Source organism: Marinomonas sp. A3A, from assembly GCF_018336955.1.
GTDB lineage: Bacteria > Pseudomonadota > Gammaproteobacteria > Pseudomonadales > Marinomonadaceae > Marinomonas > Marinomonas lutimaris.
The window spans coordinates 3,924,333-3,941,320 of record NZ_CP025532.1 but is presented as its reverse complement, the minus strand read 5'-3'; the positions used below and the strand labels follow the sequence as shown (position 1 = coordinate 3,941,320).

The following is a 16,988-nucleotide window of genomic DNA, read 5'->3' as shown; positions in this document are numbered from 1 at the left end:
TTGTGAAGTTTTGGTGAATATTTAATCTTTTTTTGGTCTGAAGAAGAGTCGAAATGGCTGTTTATTGCGTTGAATTTGAGGCGTGGTGCGACGCCTAAGGATTACTTAGGCGTGCAAAGTTCTAATCGAACTTTATGTTCTTTCATCAATTTCATAATGGCTTTTGGTGGTTGTTCGTCAGTAAACAACCTGTCGACTTGGGTGATGTTGCCTAATCTAACGACAGCATTACGACCGAACTTCGCGCTGTCAGCAGCCAGAAAAACGGTACGAGAATTATTGATAATACTTTGAGCTACTCGAACCTCTTGGTAATCGTAATCCAATAGTGAGCCATCGTTAGGATCAATACCACTGATACCTATGATGCCAAAGTCCACACGGAATTGATTGATGAAGTCTATAGTGGCTTCACCCATAACACCACCGTCTCGAGCACGAACGGTACCGCCTGCAATAATAACAGTAAAGTCTTCTTTTCCGCTTAAAATGGCGGCAACGTTAAGGTTATTGGTGATAACTTGCAGGCCTTGATGATTCAACAACTCCCGTGCAACGGTTTCGGTTGTGGTGCCAATGTTGATAAACAAGGAAGCATGATTGGGGATTTCTGCAGCGATTCGTTTGGCGATTTTTTCTTTTGCTGGAAGTTGCAAAATTTGTCGAGTGGCATAAGCCACATTGGTAGTACTGGAGTCGTAGCTTGCTCCACCATGGTGTCGGCGTATTTGCCCAGCTTTAGCCAGCTCATTAATATCGCGACGAATGGTTTGCGGTGTAACGGCGAATTGGCTGGCCAGTTCATCGATGGTCACATAACCCTTTTCTTTCACTATGGCGACAATATTGTCTTGGCGAGAGAGTTGGCCCATATTGTTTTCTTCTCCTAATAAAAGACATTACTTGTTAAGCGAGGCTTGCTAAATGAGTGTGCATTGGTTTTTAATAGAGAATATTCGTATTTGAATATTCATGTTCAAAAAACAAAACAACAATTAAGTCGCTTACTTTTGAGTGGCTGTGATTTCAAAGAGAATTCACCATGACGCATTATATTCTTGCTATTGATCAAGGCACCACCAGTTCTCGGGCTATTTTATTTGATGAAAAAGGCACTCGTGTTGGCCAATCTCAACAAGAGTTTCCGCAAATTTTCCCTGATGATGGCTGGGTTGAGCACGATCCAGAGGATATATGGTCATCTACTTTAGCTGTGTGTCGCTCTGTTCTCAAGGATACAGGCATCGATGCGCAAGCGATAGCAACCATAGGTATCACTAATCAACGTGAAACTACCATTTTATGGGATACCGAAACAGGCAAGCCGGTTTATAACGCGATTGTTTGGCAAGATAGACGTACTAGTGGATTCTGTCAGTCATTAAGCGATAAAGGTTTAGGTGAAAAAGTACAAGAAAAGACCGGATTATTAATCGATCCATATTTTTCTGCCACCAAAATTCGTTGGATTTTAGATAATGTTGATGGTGCGCGTGAAAAAGCCCAAGCAGGGCGTTTGGCTTTTGGTACGGTCGACAGTTTTTTATTGTGGCGATTAACTAACGGAAAATCTCATAAAACTGATGCGACCAATGCGGCTCGTACTATGGCATTCAACATTCATACTCAAGAATGGGATGACGAACTGATCGAGCTGCTAGGAATCGGTGATGTATTGTTCCCTGAAGTATTGGACTGTAGCGCAGACTTTGGTGTTATTGATGCTTCTTGGTTGGGGGCTGAAATTCCTGTGAATGGTGTTGCTGGTGATCAGCAAGCCGCCTTAGTTGGGCAAGCATGTTTTACGCCGGGTATGGTAAAAAGTACTTATGGTACTGGCTGTTTCATGATTTTGAATACTGGCGATAAAGCTATTCGATCTGAACATAAGCTACTTACGACTGTAGGTTATCGTTTAAACGGAAAAGTCACGTATGCGCTTGAAGGTAGTATCTTTGTGGCTGGTGCGGCGATTCAATGGTTGCGAGATGGCTTGAAGCTATTTTCTGATGCCAAGGAAACACAAAGTCTCGCGCAGCAAGCATTGAATGATGATTCTGTTTATTTAGTGCCAGCCTTTACTGGCTTGGGTGCACCATATTGGGATCCAGATGCCCGTGGCGCTATGATTGGATTAACGCGTGATACTAGTGTTGCGGATATCGTTAGCGCTGGTTTGCGTTCTGTGTGTTATCAGACAAAAGACCTAGTAGGTGCCATGGCACAAGATGGCGCAACATTTAGCTCTTTACGTGTCGATGGTGGAATGGTAATAAATGATGTGATGGTGCAGTTCTTAAGTGATTTGTTAGAAATTACGGTGGAACGTCCTTGCGTCACAGAAACGACAGCATTGGGCGCTGCATTTTTGGCGGGTTTGCAGATTGGTCTTTATCAGTCTCTTAATGAGGTTGAAGCCTTGTGGAAAGCAGATAAATGTTTTGAACCCACAATGGCAGAAGGCACAGGTGATAAGTTGTATCAAGGTTGGCAAAAAGCCGTGGATCGTGTTCGCACTCGAGACTAGCTTTTTACGATTTGATACATGCTTTGTCTTGTGTGATAAGGCAAATATGGCTAACTTTAACAAAGGATGTTTATTCACAAAGGGTTTAGAGAATGTCGAAACAGTTTGCCGAAGTACAGCAAGATGATTTTATGAAGTTTGGTGGTGAGCGTCCAAGCTATTTAGAGATCGAAGATGCATTGATGTCGCTAGGCGGGCATGGTGTTGGTGGTAATCATTTCAAAAATGAAATGGTTAAGTTGGCAGGTTGGACTGGTGGTGCATTAACTACTTATGCACAGCGTGCTGCTGTTGCTCAGGCTGCGTTCAATCGTATCCGTGAAGTCTTGCCAAAGGTAACAACTGCAGAAGAATTAAGAGCTACTCTAAAGAGCTTGAAATAAATCGTTGCTTTAAGCTTCGTACTTACAAAAAGGGGAGTGACATGATAGGTCATTCCCCTTTTTTATGTGCGTTTTTTAATTGAAGTTATTCAGCGTCAGCGATGGCTTTCATGCCATATTCTTCGTCGAGAATACGACCAATAATGTTGTTACCTGCCAAATGATGAGCATATTGCATATGTAGGCATCGAACTTGATCCCAATTTGCAATGCCGCCAATTCCCAGCTTATCAAATAAAGGCTTGAAGCCTTTTTCTTCAATAATGGCTTTGTGCTCAGCGCTCATGACTTCCCAACGCCTTGCGATGTAATCGCGGTGAGAAGCATGATGTGCTTCTCGTAATGTTTCGTCGTCTTTTATGCGCTGTTCAAGCTCTTTTACAACACCATGGCTTTCTATTTTTGCCAAAGCTTTGTCGATAGCTTTGCTGGAAAGCCAATAAAGAGTAGGAAATGGTTGCTCGAAAACCCAAGTTTCCATTTCTAATACTTGAGGAATACCGTTAGGTGAATAATGTGCAATGGCGCTAATGCCGCTTGGAGTACGTCCGAGCTGTGCGGTGATGATATCGATATCACGCTGAGAAAGTGTTGTTGTCATAGTGTCTTATTGAATCGTGTCTTCTACAAGAGAAGAATTAAATAGTAAACGCAGGGAAGCTGGCAGCGAATTTTTGTATCCATTCAGCGGCGGCTTCATTGTAGTTGAGTCGTCGGCCTTCGATTTTAGCTTGGCGTCGGTAATGTTCTATCTGAGAGAGCTGCTCGATCATGCGAACACAGTAACACTCTTCTTTGGTTGGGAATTCAATGGCAATACGATAGCCGTCAGTCTCTTTATTGCACCAAACGATACGGCCAGACACGCAAAAGTTTGGGTCAATCTCTTCCAATGTAATTCTTACCGAGCGTCCATTGTCAAAAGGACGAAGGGTGACATATGTGATACCGACAAACCCAGCTCTATCTTCAGTAATTTGAGGAAAGGGCTGATCTTCTATTAGCGTAATGTCTAACGGAAGGTCTCTCGGATGTGCAACAAATTCCATCGCAACAAGCCAGCTACTATTTCAGATATTCATGTTATCGGCCAAGAAGGCAGAGTGTTTAAAAAAGAATGCGAATTGTACGCTTTTTGCCCTGTCTGTACAGACGAATTTTAGGATGTCTGAGAACAAAATCATAACTTCTACTTATATGTAGAAATGCCTTACGCAATGCTGTGCATTTAGTAACACTAAGCTCATATGACTAGCTTAGATCAGCTTATTTGTTGTTGGCAAAGTTTACCGAGCTCTTTTAGTGCGGCGTCGGTTTTATTATCCCAATTTAGTGCGTAATTTAGACGAAAATGATGGCTAAATTGTGCTGTTAAGCTGAAGGCTAAGCCCGGTAGTAAGCCAATGCTAATCTCTAACGCTTGAGCATGAAGTGTCATCGCGTTTACCGTGTCTGGTAAAGTGACCCATAATAAAAATCCACCCTTTGGGGTAGAGGTTTGAGTACCTGCAGGAAAGTGATCCTGAATGAGCGCCTGACAGCGAGCTAAGTTGTCTTGATAAGATTGTCGGGTTTTTCGTAAATGACGATCATACGCGCCGTTTTCTAGAAAATTGGCGATAGCTGTTTGCGTTAATGTGGGAATCGCCAGGGATTGAACATAAGCGTAATGTTCAATCTGAGTTTGAAAAGGGCCACCAACAATCCAACCAATGCGAAACCCAGGCGCAATACTTTTGGAAAAAGAGCTACAGTAAATAACGGTGTTATGTTTGTCGTCTGCTTTTAGAGACCTTTCTCGCTTGTCTTTATAACTCAACTCTCCGTATACATCGTCTTCAATCAGAGTGAAACCGTATTGAACGGATTGATTAATAATACGTTGCCTTGCTTGGTGGTTGAGTGTGGCGCCAATTGGGTTTTGATTATTAGGTGTCACCACGCACGCCTTTATACTCCATTCTTTGGCGGCGTTTTCTAGAATATCTAAGTCTATGCCTGTTCCCGCAGAACATGGAATTTCAACTGCCTTTAAGTTCAACACTTCAATGATTTGTAATACACCATGATAAGCAGGGCTTTCGATGGCGATAGTATCGCCAGCTTTTGCAACCGCTTGTAATGAAAGCATCAAGGCGTTTTGACAACCCAGAGTAATGGTTATGTCGTCGGGTTGTAATTGGCAGCCGCTATCGAGCATGCGGATGGCAATCTGTCGGCGCAAGCTAAGTGATCCTGGCGTGAACTCATAAGCTGCGCATATTTCAGGTTCTAAGCGCATCAGGCGGCCTACAGAGCGCTGTAACTGTCTTATTGGTAAGAACTGGCTTTTGGGTATGGCCGCGCCAAATTGAATGATATTGCCGTCCTGCGAAGCGTGCAGTAAGCGTCGCAGCAGCGCATGTATGGTGCCATCATTCTTAGTCGGTTCAATTTTTGCAGGCTCTTTAGGCTGTAATTGGTTTTCTTGAACGAAATAGCCTTTCTGAGGACGTGCTTTTATGACTCCTCGATCTTCTAGCAAGCTGTAAGCTTGTAGTACGGTGGCGACACTGACTTCCATTTGTTTGCTGGATTTACGAACTGATGGGATCTTTGCGCCTGGTAAGAAAATACCTTCATGAACTTGGTGTTCAATTTGGTTGGCGATTTTTTCGTATAAGGGGCAATCCATAAAGTGCAGGTCGCATTCAAAATGAGAGGTACTCAATCTACCAGATTGGCGGATTGAAAGAAATCTATGCTGTTTAGATGGTGTTAGAGATCAGCATGCTAAGTAGCATTTTTTGCCGCTCTGGAATGGACACTAATTGTAAACAAAGTGTTATGGTATTCCTGTATATTTGGTCAGATTTCCGTAAACTCGAATGTCTTGCCTTAAGATAGGCAAATAAAAAATTTAGTGCAGATTTTAATTTAGAGGTCGATTATGTCGTTGTCCGTTATTCAAAGGATTTTATTTGGCTTTGGTATTTTACTGCTGCTTTTGTTGATGATTGCTGCATCTGGATTTGTTGGCATCAACAAAATTGAAGATAGATTAAATGTTGTGACAGGGAAAGTGGCAGATATTTCATCTACCAGTAATGCACTTAAAGAAGATGTGAGCTTAGCCAACGCTGCGGTTTTACAGTACTTACTTAGTAAAACCCCCGATTCGTTAGAAGATTTATCCGCACGTTTTTTGAAGCATAAACAGGAATTTAGTGAAGTGTCTGAGCAGTTGTCTGCGCAACTTCAGGACCTTCCTGTGATGAATCAAGCTTTAGAAAGCATCAATGTAGAAGTTGCCAAATTTTTTGGTTACACCGATGTGGCTTTTTCTAACCATAAAACGATGCTGCAACTGCAGGCTGTGGTGCCAGATGAGAAACTTGATCTAAAAGATGCCATTAATTTTGCAGCTGAAGACTTGGGCATACTAGTGACGGATGGCGATACCTCTGAAATTCAATTTGCTGCTTCTTATATGCACAGTCAAATAGAAAGTCTTCAAGTATCCATTAATGATTATTTTGATGTACGTAGCCTAGATAAAATGCAGGAATTGCGCGAGGGCATGGCATCTATAATTTCTAGTCTAAAAGACAAACAATCTTATTTAAATGATGACAATATCAATGATTTAGTGAGTGAAATAGAAATCAGTGTGATATCTGACGATGGTGTGGTGGCGAAATTTTACGAGAATGCTCGTCTGGTGCAAGAATCTGAAGTACTTGCGAAACAGCTGTCAGATAGCATGGAGTTGGTTAATGCGTCTGTGCAACAGTTATTGTCTGAAGCAACTTTGATGGGTGCTAGTGCTAAAGCAGAAGCGACGAATGCAGCGTCATTATCTACCCTTATTATTGAAGTAGTGTTGGTGATATCTATAGTCATTGCTGTGCTGGTGACTTTATGGGTGAGTAGAAGTATTCGCCTTCCATTGAAAGAAGTGATGACAGTATTAGGCGAGATTTCGGATGGGGATTTTACTCAGCGGAGTAAAGTGAAAACCAAAGATGAGTTTGGTGAGTTATCCGCTTGGGTAAATGGGTTGGTGGCGAAGTTACAGAAGGTCATGTCTGAAATTGATCAGGCGTCTAATGAAGTGGCTGAGTCTGCGGGCAGTAATGTTCGTTTAGCGAGTGATTCTAAACGCTTGATGGGTGCACAGAATGAAAGAACCACAGAAGTGGCTTCGTCCATGTCAGAAATGGTATCTACGGTAGATCAGGTGGCAAAAAGCTCAGAAATTATTTTGCATCAGATTCAATCAGTTGATCAAAGAGCTAATCAAAACCGCGAACAAATGGATACCAACATTCATAAGATCGAACATCTTCTCGATCAAATAGAAGAGTCGACTTCGGTTGTGAATGAACTGGATGAGCATTCGAAGAGTATAGATCGTATTTTGGAGGTGATCCAAGGTATTGCGGAGCAGACGAACTTATTGGCATTGAACGCGGCGATAGAAGCGGCTCGTGCTGGAGAGCAAGGTCGAGGCTTTGCCGTGGTAGCAGATGAGGTTCGTACTTTGGCGACTCGAACGCACAGCTCCACTGAAGAGATTCAGCACGTTATCGCACAATTACAGCAAGGCGTGACAAAAACCGTTGCTAGTATGGAGGATAGTCGTAAAAGCGCAACTTCTAGTGTTGAGGAAGCCCGCACAGTCGGATTATCACTGGTTGAATTGCAAAGCAGTATGGCTGAGATTCGAGACTTGAGTATGCAAATTGCCACCGCCGCCGAAGAGCAATCTGCCGTGGCACAAGAAATAAAACAAAATGTATTAGAAATATCTGAGATGTCTGAACAAGCAGCATTGGGGTCTGATCAGAGCGAGAAAGACAGCGAAGGATTGTCTAAACTGGCATCTCATCAGAAGCAACTACTTAGTCAATTTAAGATTGTTTGATGGTTTTTCTAAGATAGGTTGCGTTAATATTGGGGTAACTTAATTCTCTGGAGATAAAGTTCATGTCGATTCTTATGGGTGATATGTTACCTCATGGTGCGTTTCAGGTGATGGGAGAAGAGGGTCCAGAGACAGTAGATGTCACTGAATTCTTCTCTGGCAAAACTGTGTTGATGTTTGCCGTACCGGGTGCTTTCACTCCAACTTGTAGTGCTAGCCACTTACCTGGCTTTGTTGTGCACTTTGATGCTTTAAAAGAAAAAGGGATAGACGACATTGTTTGTCTTTCTGTGAATGACGTTTTTGTTATGAATGCTTGGGGTAAGGCAAATAACGCTGAAAACCTGATAATGGCCGCTGACGGTCTGGCTGAGTTTACTTGCTCTATGGGATTAGAGCTGGATATTTCCGCCGCTAAAATGGGCATTCGTAGCCGTCGATATGCCATGTTAGTGACCAATGGCATTGTTCAGCAGTTATGGTTGGATGAGCCTGGTGAATACAAAGTGAGTTCAGCTGAATATGTTTTGTCTCAGCTATAAGCTTTTTGTTTAGCCTTATTAGTCAGGCAAAAAAAACGACGCACCGAGCGTCGTTTTTTTATATCTCATCTTTATGCTTCGTTCATTATTGGTTAATAACCAAATAAGGTTGGTAAGAAGGTTACCGTACTTGGCACAAAGGTAATCAAGATTAGTACTGCCAGCTCAACTAAGAAGAGTGGCATGATTTGTCTTGATATAGCTGCAATACCTACGTTAGCAATCGAGTTAGACACGAATAAACAAATTCCCATTGGTGGTGTGACAAGGCCGATCATCAGGTTGAAAATCACCACAATACCAAAATGTACTGGATCGATACCAAGACTCATCGCAATAGGATGCAGAATCGGTAGCAATATTAACATCGCTGCGATCCCTTCCAGGAATAGACCGACAACCAGTAAAATTACGTTGACTAGGATTAGGAACATCCAAGGACTAGATACTTGCTCTAGTACCATTTGGCTAACCGTTTGTGGCACTCTTGAGAAAGTTAATAACCAGTTCGCTGCAGCAACAACGCCAATCACGATTAGGATTACAGACGAGTCACGCATGGCTCGAATGAAAATGCGTGGCAAACTCGATACTTTCAGGCTTTTCAGGATGAATATACCTGCCAATAAAGCATAAGCAGCAGCAAAGGCAGCAGCTTCCGTTGGTGTCACAATGCCGGTAAGGATTGAGCCCACAATGAAAATTGGCATGAATAGCGGAATCCAAGCTTCAACGAAGGCTTTCCAGCGCTCTTTCATGGACAGTTTTGCTTTTAAAGGCGCGTAATGACCCGCAAAAAAGTAAACATAGATAGATAAACCAATAGCTAGAAATAGTCCAGGTGTTACGCCCGCAAGAAAGAGTGCAGGGACAGAAACACCGGTAGTGATCAAAGCATAAATAATCACTGGAATACTTGGCGGAATCATCGGCCCGATAACAGACGATGCGGCGGTTAATGCCGCAGCAAAAGAGCGCGGATAACCTTCTTTTTCCATCGTCGGAATAAAAACACGTCCAAGTGCCGAGGTATCGGCAACAGCTGAACCAGATAATCCGGCAAAAATGACAGATGCCCAGATGTTTACATGGGCAAGGCCTGCTTTCATATGACCAACTAAAGCGTTAGCAAAGTTGATAATTCGGCCTGTAATACCACTTTCATTCATTAGCTCGCCAGCCAGAACAAAAAGTGGAATCGCTAAAATAGAAAAAGAGTCTAAGCCGCTGAAAATACGTTGGGCGACGAGACTGACATTAAAAGGTAATGTGTAAACATGACCTACAACGCCTAGTAAAATGGCGAACGCAATAGGGCTGCCAATAATCAAAAGAACAATAAGAATCCCAAGACCTAGCATGATTACTGTCCTTTCTCTAACGTTGTTGATTGAAAATAGTCGATTAGACGAATGAGTGCGGCAATAGTTAGACACACGCCACCAATAACCATGGCGACTTGAAAATAATACATCTGAATGCCTGTGCCAGGAGCTTGTATTGCACCTCGCTTCATCATGAAAATGTAGCCGGAATAGGTCAGTACGCAGCCGCTTACTAGTGCGATAACGTCAGATATAAAATGTAGAGCATGACGAATTTTGGCTGAGACCAAGTCTTCTAAAAAAGTAAAACGAATGTGAATGCCTTCTAAATAACACAATGCCATCCCAAACATAGTGCCGTAGATCATGGCGTATTTTGCGACTTCCTCGCTCCATTGGATCGGTGAGTTAAATAAGTAGCGACTCAAGCTACTAACTAAAACAACGCCAAAGATAACGAATAGGGATGTACCAGTTAAAATTGCGAGAGTATTTTTATAGAGGCGCTTCATGGTGAGCTTTCCGGGTTGTGACAAAGGAAAAGTAACCGAAAACCATAAGCAAAGTTTTCGGTTACCTGATTTCAAATACTGAACTTATTGCGAATTGCTAACGACTTTTACAGACATTTGAGCACGTTCGATCCACTCTGGTTGCACTTCACCTTTCAACCAGTTTATAACAGCTGGTTGCGCAATATCGCGGAACTTAGCTAGTTGAGCAGGTGTTGGCGTGGTGATTTGCATGCCGTTTGCTGCAAGAGACTTTAAGCCTTTAGCAGAGTTAAATTGCTGTACTGCACGACCTAAGGTTCCTGCTACTTTAGCTGCGCGGTCAATAATAGCGCGGTCTTCATCGCTCAATGATTGATAAAGATCTTCGTTGATTAGCAAGAAATCTGTGCCGTAAACGTGACCGTCTAGTGTTAGGTATTTTTGGAACTCATAGAATTTGTTCGCTTCAATAACACTAACAGGGTTTTCTTGTCCGTCAACCACGCCAGTTGTTAATGCAGATGGCACTTCAGGCCATGCGATTGGTGTAGGTTCTGCGCCCATCGCTTTTACCATTTCTACGTACAGAGGCAATGTTTGAACGCGGATTTTCAAACCATTCAAATCTTTTGGTTCTGCAACAGGACGTTTAGAGTTAGTGAAGTTACGGAAGCCTGTTTCGCCATAGGCAAGAGTGCGTAGTCCGCTTTCTTTTAAGCAATGCTCAGACAATGCTTTACCGAATTCGCCGTCTAGAACTTCCCAGGCCACAGGGGCTGATGGGAATAGGTAAGGAATTTCTAGAACCGCTGCTTCTTTACAAACTTTAGCAAAGGCGCCAGATACCATTGTCATGCTCAATGTGCCTTCTTGAGTAGACTGAACAAGATCCGTTTCGCCGCCAAGCTGGCCAGAAGGGTAAACATTGACTTCAATACGACCACCAGACTCTGCTTCCACTAAGTTTTTGAAAACTTCAGTTGCAGCGCCTTTTTTAGAGGTCGTCCAATCTTGAGGATCTACGTGGCCAATAGTCAAAGTTAGGTCTGCTGCGCTAACGCTACTTACTGCCCCAGCTGCAAGTAAACCAAGTGTGATTTTTTTTGTTAGATTCATTTTTACGTCTCCAAGCTCGGGATCGTGTGTCCCGGTCGTATTATTTTTGTATTTTCTGTCTTACTTTGTCGTAAGTCAGGCTGTCCTGTATTCGCAATTCACATTTTTACGCTTTTAAATAATATAGGATCATTCCAAAAATACCCTATATTTTTTCCTAAAGACCGACAAACACGTAAATGTAGTGTCTTTGCATAATTCTCGATATTCGCTTGTTGGCCTGCTTTGCTAAGCAACACCATCAAAATGTCGTAATTTTTGCATTTTTAGAAATGAATTTTTTATGACTCTTATATATCGAAAAAGGAATACAAAAACATTTTTTGTCTGCATGTTTTTTATAAAGTCTATATATATCAATGTGGTGGCTTAGTTTTTAGTATAGGGCAGGCCTACAAAAAAACGAATTCCACCAGAATAAATATCTGAAATGAGTAGATATGACACCTGTATTTAAAAACAGCTATCTCAAAATGCAATACCCTTTCGGCCAAATTGAAATAGCCAAATTGTCTACACTTAAAGAATACTCTGAACATATTGGGATTGAATGACTGTTCAAATAAAAAAGGTAAGGAACATAAAAGTAGACGCCTAATCTTCTATTCCACAGCAATTGCCTTAAATGAAAGCAGTGTCTCAAATAAAAACAACGCCTTAAATAAGAATAGAGAGTAGTAACATGATTATAGATTGCCATGGACATTACACGACGACACCACCTGGTGTTGGTGAATACCGCGATAAGCAAAAAGCTCAGGTTGCTAAAGACCCTGCTTTTGTTGGTGAAAAAGGTAAAGTCATTGTTTCGGATGACGAAATTCGCGACAGCATTATCAATAATCAACTGCGTTTACAGCAAGAGCGTGGTACTGACTTAACTATTTTCTCTCCTCGTGCTAGCTGGATGGGACACCATATTGGTAATGAGTACACCAGCCAATATTGGACCGAACACCAAAACGATTTGATTCGCCGCGTTTGTGATCTTTTTCCTGAGAACTTTGCTCCTGTTGCACAATTACCACAATCACCAGGTGTTGACCCAGGCAAGTCAGTTGCTGAGATTGTTCGTACAGTTGAAGAAATGGGCTTTATTGGTATCAACTTGAACCCAGATCCAAGTGGCGGTTATTGGCAAGATAAGTCTTTGGCAGATCGTTCTTTTTATCCTATCTATGAAAAAATGTGCGAATACGACATCCCTGCGATGATCCATGTAAGCGCGGCATGTAATGACTGTTTCCACACCACTGGATCGCATTATTTAGGCGCAGATACTACTGGTTTCCAGCAATTGATGATGTCCGATGTCTTTAAGGATTTTCCTGAGCTAAAAATCATCATCCCTCATGGTGGCGGTGCCGTTCCTTATCACTGGGGACGTTTCCGTGGCATGGCACAAGACCAAGGTTTTGATCTTGCTGAACGTGTGTTGAATAACATCTACTTTGATACTTGTGTTTATCATCAACGTGGTATCGATCTACTTCTTGATATTATTCCTACTAAGAACATTTTGTTTGCTTCTGAGATGATCGGTGCTGTACGTGGTATTGACCCAGAAACAGGTCATTATTTTGATGACACGAAACGTTATATCGACAACAACACAGTGCTATCCGCAGAGCAGAAACAAGCTATTTTTGAAGGCAACGCTCGTCGTGTTTTTTCCAGACTTAAGGCGTAAGACTTTCGATTAAAAAGGGATAAAAAATCATGCGAAACAATGTAGTAGTACAAAATATTGAACGTGCCGACCAAGCTGTAATCGATGGTTTAGCTGAGTGCGGTGTAGCGACGATTCATGAATCTCAAGGCCGTGTTGGTCTATTGGCGCATTACATGCGTCCAATCCAGATGGATAAAACCATTGCTGGTTCTGCTGTCACTATTTCTGGCGCCGCTGGTGATAATTGGATGATGCACGTGGCGATTGAACAGTGCAAAGCGGGTGACGTGATGGTGTTTGCGCCAACGTCTCCTTCGAATCACGGCTTCTTTGGGGATTTGTTAGCAACATCAGCGCAATCTCGTGGTGTGGTTGGCTTGATTATCGAAGGGGGCGTTCGTGATACTCGCGATCTTCGCCAAATGAACTTCCCTGTTTGGTCAAAAGCCGTGTTTGCTGAAGGTACAATTAAAGAGACTGTTGGTTCTGTGAACGTGCCTATGGTTTGCGCTGATGCATTAGTTAACCCAGGTGATGTGATTGTGGCTGACGATGACGGTGTGGTTGTCGTGCGCCGTGAGAATGCTGCTGAAGTATTAGAATTGTCTCGTAAACGTATGGCAAACGAAGAAGCAAAACGCGTACGTATGGCGAATGGCGAATTGGGCTTAGACATTTATGAAATGCGCCCACGTCTAAAAGAGAAAGGCTTAAAGTATGTCTAAACATTCAGGCGTTATAAAGAGTGCGCCTTGTATGTGGATGCGTGGCGGCACATCAAAAGGGGCGTATTTCTTAGCGGAAGATTTACCTGCTGATGTTGATGCGCGTGCGCAGTTTTTATTGCGCGTGATGGGCTCGCCAGATGAACGTCAGATCGACGGCATCGGTGGTGCAGATCCATTGGCATCAAAAGTCGCTGTGGTGAAAAAGTCTGCACGTGACGATGCCGATGTGGACTATTTATTCTTGCAGGTGTTTGTTGATCAAGCGATTGTGACCGATGCGCAAAACTGCGGCAATATTTTAGCGGGGATTGCGCCATTTGCCATTGAGCGAGGCTTGGTCGAAGCACAAGAGGGCGAAACCTCCGTACGTATTTTCATGGAAAACACAGGTCAAATCGCAGTAGCACGTGTGTTAGTCAAAGACGGCGAAGTGCAATACGAAGGCGATGCTCGTATTGATGGCGTGCCTGGTTTCTCTGCTGCGGTGCCGATCATTTTCCAAGATACCGCTGGATCGAGCTGTGGTGCTTTGTTGCCAACGGGTAACGTAGTCGATGTGATTGATGGCATTGAAGTAACTTGCATCGATAACGGTATGCCTGTTGTGATCATCCGTGCTGTTGATATGGGGATTACTGGTACTGAATCTCGTGAAGAGCTTGAAGCCAATGACGAACTGCGTGCGAAGCTAGAATCCATTCGTTTGCAAGTTGGTCCTATGATGAATCTGGGTGACGTGAAAGAGAAATCCGTGCCTAAGATGACCATGGTGAGCGCTGCAACAAATGGTGGAGCGATCTCGACGCGTACGTTTATTCCTCATCGCTGCCATGCCTCTATTGGCGTATTAGGCGCAGTCAGTGTGGCAACAGCGGCGGTTCTGAAAGGCTCTCCTGCTAATGAAGTAGCTAAGTTTAAGTCAAGTGCTCGTATGACTTTGGATGTTGAGCATCCGATTGGCGCGATGACGGTGATTTTAGATCAAGATGAGAACGGCGATGTCGGTTCTGCCGCCATTTTACGTACCGCAAGAAAGCTATTTGACGGGCAAGTATTTGCCCATGGCAATGGTTTATAGATGCGCGATTTTAATTGATAGTAAAACGAATTATAAAAAATAGGTATTTGAACATGATGGACAAAGATTATATTCCATTTCATCCTGCTCCAAGCAAACCCGCTTTCAAAGCGCCAGCAGGCGCGGTAGATGCGCATTGCCACGTTTTTGGTCCAGCGGATAAATTTCCCTACCATCCAAAACGTAAATACACGCCTTGCGATGCGTCAAAAGAGCAGTTGTTTGCCTTGCGTGATCATCTAGGTTTTTCTCGCAACGTAATTGTTCAAGCGTCTTGCCACAGTACCGATAACTCGGCTTTGATCGATGCGTTAGAAGCCGCTGGCGACTTGGCTCGAGGCGTCGCGTTTGTGGATGATTCCATTACCCACGAAGAACTTGAAAAAATGCACGCGGCGGGTGTTCGTGGGGTGCGTTTTAACTTTGTTAAACGTCTTGTAGACAGTACGCCAAGAGAAGTGTTTTTCTCAATTGCTGACAAAATCCGTCCTTTCGGTTGGCACATTGTGGTGTACTTTGAAGCCGCGGATCTAGAAGACTTGATTCCTTTCTTGAAAGAATTGAATACCACTATTGTGGTTGACCACATGGGAACGCCAAATGTTGCCAATGGCGTGGATCATCCAGATTTCCAGCGTTTTGTTAACTTCATGGCGGATAATGACAATGTTTGGTGCAAGGTTAGTTGCCCTGAGCGTTTAACACAGCACGCACCTGATTATTCAGATGTTTATCCTTTTGCTCGTATGTTGGTGGAAAAATTCTCCGATCGTGTATTGTGGGGAACGGATTGGCCGCATCCTAACATGAAAGTCGAAGCGCCAAATGATGGCCACCTTGTAGATGTGATTCCTCATATCGCGCCGACGCAAGAGCTACAGCAAGCGTTGCTGGTGGATAATCCAATGCGTCTGTATTGGGAATAATCCAAACTCAGCCGCGAAGTATAAAAATAGAGGTTACCAACATGGCTAGTAACTACACAGATCGACAGTTCCAAGGTACGTACCTTTTTGATGGTCAAATGGCCAAAAAAGGCTATGGCTTAAATAAAATGTGTTACTCGTTTAATGATCAAGTGGCACGTGACGAATTTAACGCCGACCCAGAAGCTTACTGTGAAAAGTTCAAACTCACAGAAGCGCAAAAAGAAGCCATTCGTAATAGAGATGTGATTGGGCTTTTGCGTGAAGGTGGCAGTATTTATTATTTAGCAAAGTTTACTGGTTTGCTAAAGCTAAACATGCAAGATATTGGTGGATTGCAAACAGGCATGAGCACTGATGAATTCAAAGCAATGCTAGAAAAAAATGGGCGAGGAGAAGTCTAATGGCTAAAATTATTGGTGCAGTAACGACTTCTCATATCCCTGCGATTGCGAACGCAATGGCAAATGGGTTGGAAGAAACGCCATACTGGAAACCATTTTTTGATGGTTATCCACCAGTGCGAGATTGGCTAAATGAGAAAAAGCCTGATGTCATCATCTTGTTTTACAACGACCACGGCTTAGAGTTTTTTATCGATAAAAAGCCAACGTTTGCAATGGGGGTTGCAGATGAGTATTACAACTCTGATGAAGGCTGGGGTATTCCGACGATTCCACCAGTGACTGGTGAGTCTGATTTGTCTTGGCACATTGCTAACAGCATTGTCGACGAAGGCTTTGATATGACGATCTGCCAAGAAATGAAGGTTGATCATGGTTTAACGGTTCCACTGAACCTTATGTGGCCAGGTCATAAATATGGTCATGTAAAAGTTATTCCAGTATGTATCAACTGTGAACAGTACCCAATGCCTCAACCTAAACGCACGTTTGAGCTGGGCAGAGCGATTGGCCGTGCTGTGGAATCTTACGAAAAAGACATCAATGTGGTTGTCTTTGGAACTGGCGGCATGTCTCATCAGCTGGATGGCGAACGTGCGGGCTTTATCAATCGTGCATTTGATATCGATTGCCTTGATAAGTTGGTTACTGACCCTGAAGCCTTAACGAAATACTCTAATATTGATCTTGTTGAGCAAGGTGGAGCGCAAGCTGTTGAGCTAAATATGTTGATTGCTATGCGTGGAACCTTGTTGGGTAAAGTGACAGAATTGCATCGTAACTATCATGCGCCAATTTCGAATACTGGCTCTGGCTTGATGTTGCTAGAGAATGAATCGCCAAAATAACAAACCTGCTTGAATAGACGGTTGTTGTTAAGACCAATA

17 protein-coding genes are annotated in these 16,988 nt (G+C 43.1%); 10 read left to right on the top strand and 7 right to left on the bottom strand.

What is annotated here, in order from left to right; translation table 11 throughout:
• Window positions 1-101: 101 nt before the first annotated feature.
• The gene (locus tag CYL31_RS18520; protein WP_212916612.1) at window positions 102-872 is read right to left on the bottom strand and encodes a DeoR/GlpR family transcriptional regulator; all 771 of its coding nucleotides are present in this window, start codon (window positions 870-872) and stop codon (window positions 102-104) included.
• 170 nt (window positions 873-1,042) lie between these two features.
• On the opposite strand from CYL31_RS18520, the gene glpK reads away from it, so the two are divergent.
• Together glpK and CYL31_RS18510 are read left to right on the top strand one after the other, a co-directional pair.
• On the top strand, window positions 1,043-2,527 hold the full coding sequence (gene glpK / locus CYL31_RS18515; protein ID WP_212916611.1) for a glycerol kinase GlpK: 1,485 nt from the start codon (window positions 1,043-1,045) through the stop codon (window positions 2,525-2,527).
• Between the two features lie 92 nt (window positions 2,528-2,619).
• Window positions 2,620-2,910 (top strand): hypothetical protein, encoded by a 291-nt coding sequence (locus CYL31_RS18510; RefSeq protein WP_212916610.1) that lies wholly within the window; start codon window positions 2,620-2,622, stop codon window positions 2,908-2,910.
• A gap of 85 nt (window positions 2,911-2,995) precedes the next feature.
• Here the strand turns inward: CYL31_RS18510 and CYL31_RS18505 are convergent, their stop codons facing one another.
• From CYL31_RS18505 to CYL31_RS18495, 3 genes are all read right to left on the bottom strand, one after another.
• The gene (locus CYL31_RS18505; RefSeq protein WP_212916609.1) at window positions 2,996-3,511 is read right to left on the bottom strand and encodes a DUF501 domain-containing protein; all 516 of its coding nucleotides are present in this window, start codon (window positions 3,509-3,511) and stop codon (window positions 2,996-2,998) included.
• Window positions 3,512-3,548: 37 nt separating this feature from the next.
• The gene (locus CYL31_RS18500; RefSeq protein WP_212916608.1) at window positions 3,549-3,959 is read right to left on the bottom strand and encodes a PilZ domain-containing protein; all 411 of its coding nucleotides are present in this window, start codon (window positions 3,957-3,959) and stop codon (window positions 3,549-3,551) included.
• 212 nt (window positions 3,960-4,171) lie between these two features.
• Window positions 4,172-5,584 carry an aminotransferase-like domain-containing protein gene (locus CYL31_RS18495; protein ID WP_212916607.1) on the bottom strand — a complete coding sequence of 471 codons (1,413 nt, stop codon included), beginning with the start codon at window positions 5,582-5,584 and terminating at the stop codon, window positions 4,172-4,174.
• A 255-nt stretch (window positions 5,585-5,839) separates the two neighbouring features.
• On the opposite strand from CYL31_RS18495, the gene CYL31_RS18490 reads away from it, so the two are divergent.
• Complete coding sequence (locus CYL31_RS18490; RefSeq protein WP_212916606.1) at window positions 5,840-7,816, top strand: methyl-accepting chemotaxis protein; 1,977 nt, start codon at window positions 5,840-5,842, stop codon at window positions 7,814-7,816.
• Window positions 7,817-7,878: 62 nt separating this feature from the next.
• Window positions 7,879-8,358: a peroxiredoxin gene (locus tag CYL31_RS18485; RefSeq protein ID WP_212916605.1), complete on the top strand. Its 480-nt coding sequence runs from the start codon at window positions 7,879-7,881 to the stop codon at window positions 8,356-8,358.
• A 92-nt stretch (window positions 8,359-8,450) separates the two neighbouring features.
• Here CYL31_RS18485 and CYL31_RS18480 read toward each other — a convergent pair whose 3' ends face one another.
• The 3 genes from CYL31_RS18480 to CYL31_RS18470 all read right to left on the bottom strand — a co-directional run bounded on the left by CYL31_RS18480 (window position 8,451) and on the right by CYL31_RS18470 (window position 11,293).
• On the bottom strand, window positions 8,451-9,719 hold the full coding sequence (locus tag CYL31_RS18480; RefSeq protein ID WP_212916604.1) for a TRAP transporter large permease: 1,269 nt from the start codon (window positions 9,717-9,719) through the stop codon (window positions 8,451-8,453).
• A 2-nt stretch (window positions 9,720-9,721) separates the two neighbouring features.
• Window positions 9,722-10,195 (bottom strand): TRAP transporter small permease, encoded by a 474-nt coding sequence (locus CYL31_RS18475; RefSeq protein ID WP_212916603.1) that lies wholly within the window; start codon window positions 10,193-10,195, stop codon window positions 9,722-9,724.
• An 84-nt stretch (window positions 10,196-10,279) separates the two neighbouring features.
• Complete coding sequence (locus CYL31_RS18470; RefSeq protein ID WP_212916602.1) at window positions 10,280-11,293, bottom strand: DctP family TRAP transporter solute-binding subunit; 1,014 nt, start codon at window positions 11,291-11,293, stop codon at window positions 10,280-10,282.
• Window positions 11,294-11,975: 682 nt separating this feature from the next.
• On the opposite strand from CYL31_RS18470, the gene CYL31_RS18465 reads away from it, so the two are divergent.
• From CYL31_RS18465 to CYL31_RS18440, 6 genes are read left to right on the top strand one after another with little or no spacing between them, the layout of a single operon-like run.
• A complete protein-coding gene (locus CYL31_RS18465; protein WP_212916601.1) occupies window positions 11,976-12,983 on the top strand; it encodes an amidohydrolase family protein in 1,008 nt (335 codons plus the stop codon).
• A gap of 29 nt (window positions 12,984-13,012) precedes the next feature.
• Entirely contained in the window at window positions 13,013-13,690 is a 678-nt protein-coding gene (locus CYL31_RS18460; RefSeq protein ID WP_212916600.1) for a 4-carboxy-4-hydroxy-2-oxoadipate aldolase/oxaloacetate decarboxylase, read from the top strand.
• Entirely contained in the window at window positions 13,683-14,771 is a 1,089-nt protein-coding gene (locus CYL31_RS18455; protein ID WP_212916599.1) for a 4-oxalomesaconate tautomerase, read from the top strand. The genes CYL31_RS18460 and CYL31_RS18455 overlap by 8 nt, the downstream gene beginning before the upstream one ends.
• Window positions 14,772-14,824: 53 nt before the next feature.
• Window positions 14,825-15,697, top strand: coding sequence for an amidohydrolase family protein (locus tag CYL31_RS18450; protein WP_212916598.1), 873 nt, complete (start codon window positions 14,825-14,827; stop codon window positions 15,695-15,697).
• Window positions 15,698-15,738: 41 nt separating this feature from the next.
• Window positions 15,739-16,101, top strand: a complete 363-nt coding sequence (locus CYL31_RS18445) for a protocatechuate 4,5-dioxygenase subunit alpha (protein ID WP_212916597.1) — start codon at window positions 15,739-15,741, stop codon at window positions 16,099-16,101.
• Window positions 16,101-16,949, top strand: a complete 849-nt coding sequence (locus tag CYL31_RS18440) for a class III extradiol dioxygenase family protein (RefSeq protein ID WP_212916596.1) — start codon at window positions 16,101-16,103, stop codon at window positions 16,947-16,949. Before CYL31_RS18445 ends, CYL31_RS18440 begins: the two co-directional genes overlap by 1 nt.
• Window positions 16,950-16,988 lie beyond the last annotated feature (39 nt).